The organism is Photorhabdus africana (assembly GCF_035181445.1).
Taxonomy (GTDB): domain Bacteria; phylum Pseudomonadota; class Gammaproteobacteria; order Enterobacterales; family Enterobacteriaceae; genus Photorhabdus; species Photorhabdus laumondii.
Genome location: NZ_JAXBVE010000065.1, coordinates 1 through 11,536 on the forward strand (window position 1 = coordinate 1; position 11,536 = coordinate 11,536).

The 11,536-nt window shown below is 33.8% G+C and carries 10 protein-coding genes and 1 pseudogene; 6 read left to right on the plus strand and 5 right to left on the minus strand.

Features of this window, described 5'->3' with window-relative positions:
- The first annotated feature begins 295 nt into the window (after window positions 1–295).
- Window positions 296–450, plus strand: a pseudogene (locus tag SLS51_RS21710) (type II toxin-antitoxin system HicA family toxin).
- A 24-nt stretch (window positions 451–474) separates the two neighbouring features.
- The gene (locus SLS51_RS21715; protein ID WP_323840617.1) at window positions 475–903 is read left to right on the plus strand and encodes a type II toxin-antitoxin system HicB family antitoxin; all 429 of its coding nucleotides are present in this window, start codon (window positions 475–477) and stop codon (window positions 901–903) included.
- Between the two features lie 751 nt (window positions 904–1,654).
- Here SLS51_RS21715 and SLS51_RS21720 read toward each other — a convergent pair.
- Entirely contained in the window at window positions 1,655–2,596 is a 942-nt protein-coding gene (locus SLS51_RS21720; protein WP_323840618.1) for a glycosyltransferase family 2 protein, read from the minus strand.
- A 600-nt stretch (window positions 2,597–3,196) separates the two neighbouring features.
- Window positions 3,197–3,985: a glycosyltransferase family 32 protein gene (locus SLS51_RS21725; RefSeq protein ID WP_323840619.1), complete on the minus strand. Its 789-nt coding sequence runs from the start codon at window positions 3,983–3,985 to the stop codon at window positions 3,197–3,199.
- 715 nt (window positions 3,986–4,700) lie between these two features.
- Here SLS51_RS21725 and SLS51_RS21730 point away from each other — a divergent pair.
- From SLS51_RS21730 to SLS51_RS21745, 4 genes are all read left to right on the plus strand, one after another.
- A complete protein-coding gene (locus SLS51_RS21730; RefSeq protein WP_323840620.1) occupies window positions 4,701–4,907 on the plus strand; it encodes a hypothetical protein in 207 nt (68 codons plus the stop codon).
- 4 nt (window positions 4,908–4,911) lie between these two features.
- Entirely contained in the window at window positions 4,912–4,983 is a 72-nt protein-coding gene (locus tag SLS51_RS21735) for a tail fiber assembly protein (protein WP_323840626.1), read from the plus strand.
- Between the two features lie 1,014 nt (window positions 4,984–5,997).
- Complete coding sequence (locus SLS51_RS21740; protein WP_323840621.1) at window positions 5,998–7,548, plus strand: phosphoethanolamine transferase; 1,551 nt, start codon at window positions 5,998–6,000, stop codon at window positions 7,546–7,548.
- Between the two features lie 40 nt (window positions 7,549–7,588).
- The gene (locus SLS51_RS21745; protein ID WP_323840622.1) at window positions 7,589–8,494 is read left to right on the plus strand and encodes a GNAT family N-acetyltransferase; all 906 of its coding nucleotides are present in this window, start codon (window positions 7,589–7,591) and stop codon (window positions 8,492–8,494) included.
- Here SLS51_RS21745 and SLS51_RS21750 read toward each other — a convergent pair.
- From SLS51_RS21750 to SLS51_RS21760, 3 genes are all read right to left on the minus strand, one after another.
- Window positions 8,448–9,497, minus strand: a complete 1,050-nt coding sequence (locus SLS51_RS21750; protein ID WP_323840623.1) for a glycosyltransferase — start codon at window positions 9,495–9,497, stop codon at window positions 8,448–8,450. The genes SLS51_RS21745 and SLS51_RS21750 overlap by 47 nt on opposite strands.
- A gap of 403 nt (window positions 9,498–9,900) precedes the next feature.
- Entirely contained in the window at window positions 9,901–10,527 is a 627-nt protein-coding gene (locus SLS51_RS21755; RefSeq protein ID WP_323840624.1) for a tail fiber assembly protein, read from the minus strand.
- On the minus strand, window positions 10,527–11,536 hold a 1,010-nt coding region (locus tag SLS51_RS21760), incomplete at its 5' end, for a tail fiber protein (RefSeq protein ID WP_323840625.1). The genes SLS51_RS21755 and SLS51_RS21760, both read right to left, overlap by 1 nt.

Here is an 11,536-nt window from a genome sequence, read left to right on the forward strand (position 1 = left end):
GTTAAACCAAGGCTTTCTGTAGTTCATTAACTGACGGCAATCTTTGTCAAAGCAGCTTTTAAAGGCATTCAATGGGACTCAATATGGTAAAAATTGGGCAGATCTGAGTACCAATAAATAACCAAAATAATGATTGAGAAAGAAATATATTAACTATGATGAAATTACGAACAATAATTGAGTGGAAAATATACAGAAAATTAGCATCACTTTGCGTTTTAACGCAAGTTCATTTGAGATAAATAAATTTACTTTGTGTGTATGCGTGCATATGCTTATGTCAGGTTGGGAGGATATGAAATCAACCAACCTGATAAAAGAGCTGATTGCTGTTGGACGCGAACTTAGAAGGAGTTACCAATAACCGGAAAGACATACTCGGTTCCGCATCCCAAAAAAGATCTGCCTATCAGTATTGTCAAATCTATAAAGAAAATGGTGAGAGTTTAATCCCCGCCGACTTTGGAGGTCATCATGTTTTTTTCAGTAGGTGTTGAGTTATCGAAAAATGAAAATACAGCGTATGGTTTAGTCATTCCTGCGCTGTGTGCCGAAGATTATGGCTGTTTTTCTGCCGCGGATAATAAAGAAGACATTGCGATAATGGCGCGTGAGGCTATCTTGTTAACAGTAGAAGATATGGTTGCGAATAATAGAACAGTTGAACATATTCAGGATGCTGGCTATCTGGTTTATGCAAAAAACGCAGAATATCAATACATTGATAGTTGGTTTGTTATTGATGTTGATTTATCTGAATTTTCCGGAAAACAACAGCGTATTAATATCTCATTACCCGATACACTCATTCAGCGTATTGATAATCGCGTCAAAGAAAGTCCGACACAATATCGAGATAGAAGTCACTTTTTAGCTGAAGCAGCAAGACATGAACTTAGGTAACACTATGGTGCATGGATGCGCCATAGTTTAAAAAGCATTCAATTGATACTATGTTTGTGAATCCTTTACACTGCCGTATGAACGCAAAACCCGAATGATAGGTGCCGCACCTTCTTTGTTGGTCATAAAGCAACCAAAATAACGACTTATTTAGAGAAAAATACATTCATTTTGAAAAAACTATGAACAAGCTTTAGATGATAAATTAACGAGTTTACATAGTTTTCTTTAACTCGCATTATGCGATGTATTACACTTTTAGTTTTAGAATTATCTATCATGATCATGCAACTAAGGAAGCCGATAGTTTACTGAAATTTACTAAAGTAAAGTATGACCGACTGGTTAAAAACCCGGAGAAAAACCTGTAAATTTTTCGGGAAAAAGATATAAAGTTCTTTGATTGCATTAAGCCCCTGCAAACCATTATATTTAGACTATTAAATCACTCATTAATACTCATAAATCAAATAGATATTAATTAAAACCCTTTAATCAAATACATTAAAATGTATCCTGTAACTACACCAAAAGTAAAATACTTTATTTTCCTGCTATTGATAATATATCTGAACCATTAGCATTTGCCAATCGGGCTATTAATAAATGCGTCATAAAATTTTTTCACCAAATAACAGTGGTTTTATAGCTATGAGTCCCAACATTACTAATGATAATATTTTCTTGTGTTTTTAATATCAAGATCATCTCTTAATAAAAGAAAGAGTGGATTTTTCCACCCTTTAATATTTTATTTCTTTCTTATTTTCAGAAATTTTCTTTTAAAACTAAACCTAACATTATGATCTAGCATAAAGCCTAATATTGAAAGGTCTTTTACTATCTGATAGATAGAATCAAAATATTCTTTTGATAATTTATCTCCATATTTATAGATAAGCTCTATAGCATGACAAGCTGTAAGGTTTCTGAATTTTCTGCCAAAAGTTTCATCTGTTATTAAGATAACCTTTGCCATTATATTTACTTTAGATTCATTAATGGAATTAGAAAGGCTACTTTCTCTTTTTATATAATTATAGTATTTCATATTAGTGAAATAGATACTATTACACTTGACTAAAAACGAAGGGAAGGATAGCGCATCTTCATAACAAGAGATGTCAGAAAAATTATTTCCACAAAATAATTCCTTCCTAAAAAATTTCCCTGCTGAATGAGCTTGAAATTTCTTATGAATTAAAAATTCTTTTATTGCCGTGTTTCTGTGAAGTTTTATGGGAGACGATAACCCCGACCTTTCTATTATATCCGCATCTTTTCTTACTTCATTTAACTTACTGATAAATATATCTGGTTTTCTATATTTTAAGAAGTCTAAAATTTCTTTCATAGAAAAATCAGATAAGAAATCATCACCATCAACAAAAGTTATATACTCTCCACTACTTATCTCTACTGCATATTTTTTTACTTTACCTAAATTTCCAAATTCCTTTCTTATATAAACAAAGGACTCATTTTCCTCAGAGAATTTTTTTAGGATTAATGGAGTTGAATCAGAAGAACTATCATCTATAAGCAGAACTTCATATTCGTTAGGATCACAGTCAGATAAGGCATGCCTTATAGTGTTGACGCATTTGAGAACCAATCCTTCTAGATTATGTGCAGCTACTACTATTGATAACTTCTTTAAAGCACAATCATAAGCATCGTTAGTTTTAGTCATTGAGGTAATTTCCTTTAATTATTTTCGTAGAATAATTAAATATCAATCGTTATAAAATAAAGACCATACTATAATTAGAGTTCGCAAACCAGACATCAGCCTAATAGAGGCATAAACGGGAGTTACTACCATAGCAGCCTTGTTTAACAATAGAAAAGCAAAGAGCACAACAACAGGTCATAGTCTGCTTAGTATGGATTTGCATGAGTTTCATACCTTTATATCAATAACATATTAATGTAATGGCAAAAGGTACCCTATATCCTAAAAAAGGAATTAATATTCAAGCTATTCATGAGTACTATACTATATATTTTTCATAATGTGAATAAATATATTTAGATAATTTATAAAGCCTAAATACTTAAGACAAAAGAGAATTAACATGATATAAAAATATAACTATGATTTTCTGGCATAGGAAATAAATATGAATTTATCTAAAACAATGTATTGCTAACTCATTGTTATCACCAACCGTTTTCGTGAACTACTGTTGTTGCAGTAGATGGCGAAGGTTTTAATATTCGTAGAATTTATGTGTTAAGACGATCTATTATTTTGGTTAGCTCACAGGGATATAGTTCCCTGTAAGTTATGTTATTTTTTTATTATTAATACATATTGTTTGCTCTTGGATATAGGGAGTTTAAAGAGTATTTTTTCTCTTGATGTAACTTGAGGTTCACCTGTATCCCTTAATCTAATGAACCGAGAAAAAATAAATCTATTGAAGATAACTAGTTTATCTTTGCGAGAGTGAGAGGGGCACCAAGAGCCATTAAACAAATGAATTGAAAAGTTCTCTAGTTCATGTTCTGGAGTACAAAAGTAATAGGATGGATAAATAATTGATCTATCATTTAGCTGGGTTGTGATAGAACCATCATAAGGTGCTTGAAGTCCGAATTCTTCAGAGAAATAACGACTAATGCGAACTGTATTTGTCTCTAAGTCAAAACCACTTGAGGTTTCAAATTCAGCATTCTCATAATAACTTAATAAATCAGCAATGATGGGATTTCCTGTTTGAGCACCCATAACAGCAGTAATTGGGTGACAATGTCCCTCATAATTTTCATAACCACTAAAAAAATCTAAACGAAGAAATTGATCTATGTTATTAGTGACTTCAACATCAGAATCCAAATAGACTCCGCCTTCATGATAAAGAGCATAAAGCCTGATATAGTCAGAAACAAATGCCCATTTCTTGTTCTTATAAGCTTGTTCTGAATATTTATTTTTTATTTTTTCAAATTTCTCATTATTCCATTCGAATATCTCATAATCAGGAAGGTGTTTCTTCCAGCTTTCAATACATTTGAGTATCAGCTCGGATTTTGGTTGATTACCAACCCATACATAATGAATTTTCTTAGGTATCATTTTCTACCTCAAAAGTTAAACGAGTTTTATTTATAAGTAGTATATCGGATTTTGTTTGTTAGATCACCCTGCTATCAACACCTAAAAAAGCCCAATTAGAGTAATTAATCCCACACTTCGTAACCCCAATAGCCTCTCTTCCCACGGTTCTACAATCTTCTTCCATCTCAGAGCTGATCTCCATTTCTCCTGAGAATCTTAAATGTTTGCTAGATATTCCTTATCATGTTGATTATAAATGGGATGGAAAGATGGGTAATTGATAAAACTTGGCTTAGTGGAAACGGTTCAAAAGGCTAATAATGCCGAGTCAAGTAGTCAGAAGATTAATGAGAAGGAGCTGGCCGGGGATGTTAGTTTGAATGCTGTGATGTGGGTGCGTATTCAAAAATAGAAATGGATAGCCGTGTTAACGTTAAAGGTAATAAGAATACAGCAAAATGGTTGGTGGAAATGTGGCGATACTGGATTGATTTATCAATAGGAAATAACTTGAGTTTTAGAACCATTAGAAATTATCACAGTTCATGCTACCAGTTAGGTTCTCTAATGTATGTGTGAGCGTAGTGTTGACAGTGAATAGACTAGGCTCCGGTAGTGGTATAGCTAATGGTTACTCTGCTGTTCTGAATCCATCTCCATTCAAATTGACTAACAATTATGCTGGTGCTGGTATTAGTATAAATTATTATTGATTCGCAATAGGGTATTAGTTATGTATCATTACGGTGCAACAGCTAACGCATTTTATCCGGTTGGATGGAAACAAGACTATATCAATGTAAGTTCATTTCCAAACGATGCCGTGAAAGTCGATGAGTCTGTTTTCATTGAGTTTGCTGGCAATATTCCTCCACTAATAAATAAGAATTGCAGTAACAAGCTGAAAATAAAAAACGGGAGCTTGTTTTTCAGCATGTAAGCAGATGGCTCCATTGCAATATGCTGTCGATTTAAATATTGCCACTGACGAAGACGAAACTACTCTATTGGCATAGAAAAAATATAGGGTAATACTAAATAGAGTAAATATTTCACTGGTTCCTGATATTGAATAGCTTGAATTGTCAGAATGACAACAATCAGAACTGCTTACGCAGCTAGATGACAATCGTAAAGAATTCTATTTAGTTTGTCTTCGAGATTATTCCTGCCTATTATGCTGCTATTTTTCAACTGCCGGGATAGATCTTTTCAATTTTATAGACTCAATATTCCGCCAATTGGTTGTAGGTTACACCATATGAATTTATATTTTCTGGATGGACAACCGAAGGAGTACCTGGCATTTTTATATTGAAAATGAGTTCTTTTTCTTATCAAAGACAAGATGCTAAATTTATCCGGAAGAGAAATAAATTTTTTTAGGCTAAAAATAATTAGTTCTAAAAATAAAATAATTTGGTTGTTAGCTAATTTATTACTGACTAAAAGAAAAGATAGAATTTAATTTTTAGATAGTCATGAAAACAATCCAAATAGCCTACATAAACAGGTCATATTAGGCTGTTAATAAGCTTTATACTTTTCTATTAACAATTTTTCATAGTATGAAATTTATTCGGAAAATTTTAGAGTCTGTATTTCATAATGCACAATTTAAATTACAGGATCGGTTATAGCTCATTAATTCACAGCGATCCTTGATAAGTCAGTTTTCCAAATATTCAATAGAAATAAATACGGTAAAATTTAGCCGCACATATATTTAATAACTGTTTTGTTTACTTTATCCTGTTACTATGATCTATTAACGCTTGGCATGTTATGTATATTTTCCTATACTGGGGGTTATGATGATACTTCTGCGTTATGTGGTTTCTTTTATATTTCAAGTAAAGGATTCAGGTTTAAATCGTAACTAAAATTTATCTTATTCACATAACGCAAAATACATAGTATAGTATTATTATAAAATTCGGATGGATGAAAAAATTGAATCTCCGTTTTTCTTTTTTTTCGAGAGCTAAACTACGTTTTACTATTACACGATGTCCTATTGACAGATAAATATGAAACTTACAAAAAACCACCTAATCAAGCTATTACCCGTTGTTACACTCTTCATCTTTTGCCTTTTAGCCCATATGGCTTTAGGTTATCGCTTAAAAATAGCGTATGTATTCGTTATATTCTTTATTTTTCTTTTGCTAAACAAAGTCACTGTGGTTTACAGGCCCCTGCTTATTGTTCTCGGTATAGCAACTCTCGTTTATGCCCCTATCGGGCTTACATATGGCTCACCAAACTTCAACTCAATTCTTTCGTTATTCTATACAAACGAACAAGAAGCCAGTGAGTTTATCTCTTCTATTCCAGTTGAATATTATCTCTTTAGTACATTTATCCTGATTTTTTGTTTGTTCTCTCTGAAAGTAAACATTAATTTACATAGAAATATTAATATTGTTCTATTCTCTTTTACATTAATTACGGTAATACACCACCCTTTAAAAGCTTTTATACAGGGTAAGGAATTCAATATCCTTGATTCTGGACTTCCTGAAATTAGAGCAGTCAAAGATGTCACTATCAACTTTATAAGGGTGAAAAGTGAATATAAAAAAATGCAACAAATACTAAGTGAAAAAGATACGTGGGGAACGGTATCGGCAAAGCCCAAATATAGCACCTACATTGTTGTGATTGGAGAAAGTGTACGTAGAGATTTTATGAATGCGTATGGATTTCCGATACATAATACACCTTTTATGAGCACTGCTAATGGGACGATTTTTACAAATTATATCTCAGTAGGTCCATCAACCCAGATATCATTGGCAAATTCACTAGCAATAGTCAACGATGGTAAAAATATTTTAAGCAACAATATTGTTACATTAGCAAAAAAAGCGGGCTTTTATACCTACTGGATATCAAATCAAGGTTCTATGGGAATATTTGATACTCCGGTTGCCAGTATGGGAGCAAGGGCTGATGCTCCATTATTTATCAAAAAAGGTGAATCCAGTTCTGGTCTTAACAGAAATATGCCTGACACAAATATAATACCCATTGTGAAAAAAGCCTTAGAGGATAAGAGAGAAAAGAAGCTAATTGTTATTCACTTAATGGGATCTCACTCCCCCGCTTGTACCAGAACAAATTATGAATACAAGGTGTTTTTTAAGTCAGAGCAGGTTTCTTGCTATATACAGAGTATTAAAAATACTGATGACTTGTTATCAATAATTACTAATGAAGCACAGAGAAATGAGAAGAGTTGGTCTTTGATGTATTTTGCTGATCACGGAGTTTCTTTCTTTGAGAAAGATAGTAAAAAGATGAGGCTTGCTCATAATGATAAATATAAGCAGAATTATCAGGTCCCTATGTTTATTACATCTTACGATGATACGTCACGTAATATTCTTAACGCTCAACGCAATTCAATGAATTTCTTAACGCTATTTTCAGAGTGGACAGGTATTAAAGAGTCTACAATACCTGAGAATTGTAAAATGTTGTCTAATGAAATATGTGAAAATCAAGATGATGTTCTGAACTTTAGTAATAAAGTCATGAAATATAGCTCATTACCGGAAGATAAAATTCCTGAATGAAGTTTTATATTGTGAACTATTTAATGGATAAAAAATTTAGATGAAAACATTACTATCACTGTTTGGATGGGAAGAAGCTAGCATTGACGATTATCGTGAATGTTACCATATGTACGGTGGAGGGCTGGCAACACATCCGATTGTTTTAGATTTCATTCATATGCGCTTTAAATGTGATGAAAAGTACTATGTACAGAGGGATTCTAACAGGTTATTGACTGCTGCTATATGCGTATGGAGAGGAAAGTTTCTTGCAAATGATCCTTGTACTCCATTATCGAAGTATATCCGTATAGCTATTCCTAATGACGAATTAATCATCCCCTCATCACCGGAAGCTAAATTTATATTGCCTATTAAATCAAAATTTATATCTCCTTTAAACAGGAAAAATTTAATTAATTCAACATATATATTTAATGCCAATAGAAGAGTGTGCATTGCTAAAGAATTAGGTAACGGTGGAATATCTATAAAATCCCAGAAAAAATATAAAGACAGATTGAAGCGATTTCTAAAAATTGGAGGAAAAGTCGTAGACTGTGAATCTTTTAGCCCAAGAGAAATAGCAGATATTTATTTTTCTCTTACTGAGAAAAGATGGGGGTCTTGTTGTGTAGATAGGGAACTAACGCAAGAATTATTTGAACTAATCCAACCTCTTATATGGGGTAATATATTATTTTACAATGATGAAGCTTGTGCATTCCATTTTATTACAAAGACATTTACTTCTGAACACACTATCTTCGAGTTTATCCAAGCAGGAATGGATACTTCAAATGAATTGCAAAAACACTCTATTGGCTCTTTACTAATTTGGAGTAATATAGAAAGAGCTCATTCTCAATATGAAAATGCCAGATATTCCTTCGGCTGTCCATCCAGAGAATACAAACTCAGATGGTGTAGCCTACAACCAATTGGCAGAATATTGAGTCTGTAAAATTGAAAATGCTTTCAACCGATAAAGGTTCTTTTAAATGAAAACCAGTTTTATTATGTACGACAAATTCTTTTATTCCCCCCCTAGGACTTACAAGAACAGGGGTTCCACTAGCCATTGATTCTAAGGCAACCATACAGAAAGCTTCATCCACCAATGATGGAGTTACTGTTAAGTTGGCTAACGGATAAATTTTATGCATATCATTAGGCGAGATACTTCCTGTAAGTATACAGCATGAATTCATTTTTTTAGCTTGTTCAATGACTTTTTCTCTATAATCTTTAAGTCTTCGTCTTTTCTTGGTTTTATAATCTCCTACAATAAGTAATTTTATGTTTTTTATTGTATTTTTTAGTATGGCTATTGATTTCATTAATTCAATAACACCTTTACCTTTATCTAATCTTCCTGCATAAAGAATCACAATATCTTCATCTTGTAAGTTAAATTTTTCTCTATTCCAATGCTGATTAGAATTATATATATTTTTGCTAATACCATTAGGAACCACTTTTACATCAATATTTGACACCTCTTTTTTAAAAAAATCAGCTAAAAATATACTTGGTGTAATTAATTTTGTCCTGTAATCTAGATGTTCTGTATTTTTTTTATTATGCATGTGAAGAACCATTAATTCTTCTGGATAAAAATTTTTTATTTCATTATATAATGTAATCGAGTTATGAACTATTAATATTGAATCATTTTCTTTATTTATCTGATAAATTTTTGAGGAGATTCTTTTGCTATAAGGAAATGGATCTAACCTTGTCCACTTTTTAAATATTCTTTTATAGACACGGCTAATTCTGATTCTATATATAGTGGAATTTTTATTTATTACCTCTATTTTATTTTCATTACGTTCACCTTTACAAATTATCATATTTTTGATATTTGATTTTCTTGCAACATTATAAATCCACCATTCAACAGCAGAAGAATAGGTAGGGGGGAGGGAGTGAAACTCTGGAGCTATAAATATAATGTTTTTCATAATAAAACTTCCCCCTTTGATGGATATCGATAATTTATGATTATTGCATCCAATATATATTTTAACAACACTGTTCACTGTTATAATTGATATCGTACTTATAGCACGAAACAAAGATTGACCCTGATTTTACCGTTGTTAAAGAACATTGGAATAACAACAAAAGCATCTTATAATTTTATTAAAAATATGTCCAACAATATTAACAGGGTATACGTCATCGCGTGGCGAAGTTTTCCTTCCATTAGAGCAATTCTGAACAGTTTCATGCTCTCCTTTTGACTAAATCATCTCTTAGAATAGTAGGTCATTTTGAGGGCGCGCCAATTTGATCTGAGTGATCTGATGAATTTGTCAAATCCAACAAACCACTCATAGAAGATTTTTTACCAAAAGATGTAACTTATTTTGGTATTTCCGGCCATTCAATATCAGGAGCTAACGAAGTATTAATTCGGTTCAGTAATACCAGATATTTTTTCCATTCAAGTAACAATGCCTGTTCCTCTTCCGAAGCCAATTCCGTATCAACGCCATATTGGAGCAACGTAATGGTTTCATTAGCTTGTGTACACAGTGTGTCACGTAATTGTTCTGCCTGCTCAATCTCACTGTCCTTTATTGCCGCTTTGTCAGCCACCCACTTTGAGCCATCCCATCGATCAAAATGAGTAGCAGGTTGTTCGAATGTCAGGGTTTCGGATAGTGCACCCAGATCGGTAATTTCTTGCGGTAAGCGAGTTTGTGTGTTGTAAGCTGTTTTTCCCCGGTAATCGGGGATAATTTCCCAGTGATCTCCGTCTGCTGTGCGCCTGACAGCCAGAGAATCGGATTCAGGAAGTGTCGGAGCATCTGTATAGGAACTCGCCGGTATGCCAACTCCCTTCATCAGATATTCTGGTGTCGCGCCGATAAATTCCCTTGAATGAGGCGCTGCATGGTAGATCGTCAGCCAACCCGCTTTTTCTGCCAATCCATCTTTACCTAAGATTGCCGTTTCCAGCTCTAAAGAATATTTTTGTTCAGTCATTATGCTGCTCTCACTATGTAGTTAAATGCAATATTGCGGGGACGGGTTTCTGCACCAACAGCACCATTGTTTGTAAATCCTTGAAAATCACTGCCGTTATTTGTGAATGGCAAAGTTTGCTTTGAATCATCATGATACGAGCCAGGATGGCCGGCTAGATTTGTTACACCAAATGCTCCCTGCGCTCGGCCACCATGACCACCAAGGTGCTGGTGCCACTGAACTTGTTGTGGTTGCCACGACAAAATCCCACGGCCGCCATCGACACCGCGCCCATCATCCCAACCACGGATAAATTCACCGCGCAAATCAGGAAGCCTCCCAGATGGATAAGCGGTCGCTAATTGCGGATATAGCGATTTATTAAATGCTTGACCGTTGCATGCGAGATAGCCAGATGGCACATTCGGTAACGGCCACGGAATGGGAGCACCAACTGGATAAATCTCACTTTCTCTTCCAGATAATAAATAAGAGTAGACTCTCCCCTTAACTGCCCCATTAGGGACTTCTGATAACTCTGCCATCTTAATTAATTGATTAACAGTTGCATTATCTGACACAAAAGCATTTAAAATTATGTTTTGAGCAAAAGGGCCAATGAATATATAAATGTCATAGTTATCACCAGATGTATTAACAGTTGCTAAGTCAGTAGGTGCAGTGGTATTAACTGTGTACATCACCGCATTGATTCCATGCGGGTATCCATTCCCTGTTCTTAAAACTATATTAGTGATAGCGCATTGCTCAAAACTCCCAACGTTGTACCCTGAACCGCCAACAATATTAATATTGATAGTACTCATCACTTTCATTGTTACTTCAGCAATTTTTACCCAAGCAGATGTCTGTACCGTCAGACTACTAATATATTGTTTACCTGATAAAGCCCCCACATCCCCGGCGTTCAAACTGACATCCCCACTCAACACCTTGCCATTAATTTTCCGGTTGTTCGGCACGGCACTTTTCGCCAATTCTACCGTTTCTGTTAAACCAAGGTTTT

What these genes read in the sequence shown, in the direction of transcription:
- SLS51_RS21715 (WP_323840617.1), top strand. Translation starts at nt 475, where the DNA reads ATGTTTTTTTCAGTAGGTGTTGAGTTATCGAAAAATGAAAATACAGCG.
- SLS51_RS21750 (WP_323840623.1), bottom strand. Translation starts at nt 9,497, where the DNA reads ATGAAAAACATTATATTTATAGCTCCAGAGTTTCACTCCCTCCCCCCT.
- SLS51_RS21755 (WP_323840624.1), bottom strand. Translation starts at nt 10,527, where the DNA reads ATGACTGAACAAAAATATTCTTTAGAGCTGGAAACGGCAATCTTAGGT.
- SLS51_RS21730 (WP_323840620.1), top strand. Translation starts at nt 4,701, where the DNA reads ATGTATCATTACGGTGCAACAGCTAACGCATTTTATCCGGTTGGATGG.
- SLS51_RS21725 (WP_323840619.1), bottom strand. Translation starts at nt 3,985, where the DNA reads ATGATACCTAAGAAAATTCATTATGTATGGGTTGGTAATCAACCAAAA.
- SLS51_RS21720 (WP_323840618.1), bottom strand. Translation starts at nt 2,596, where the DNA reads ATGACTAAAACTAACGATGCTTATGATTGTGCTTTAAAGAAGTTATCA.
- SLS51_RS21745 (WP_323840622.1), top strand. Translation starts at nt 7,589, where the DNA reads ATGAAAACATTACTATCACTGTTTGGATGGGAAGAAGCTAGCATTGAC.
- SLS51_RS21740 (WP_323840621.1), top strand. Translation starts at nt 5,998, where the DNA reads ATGAAACTTACAAAAAACCACCTAATCAAGCTATTACCCGTTGTTACA.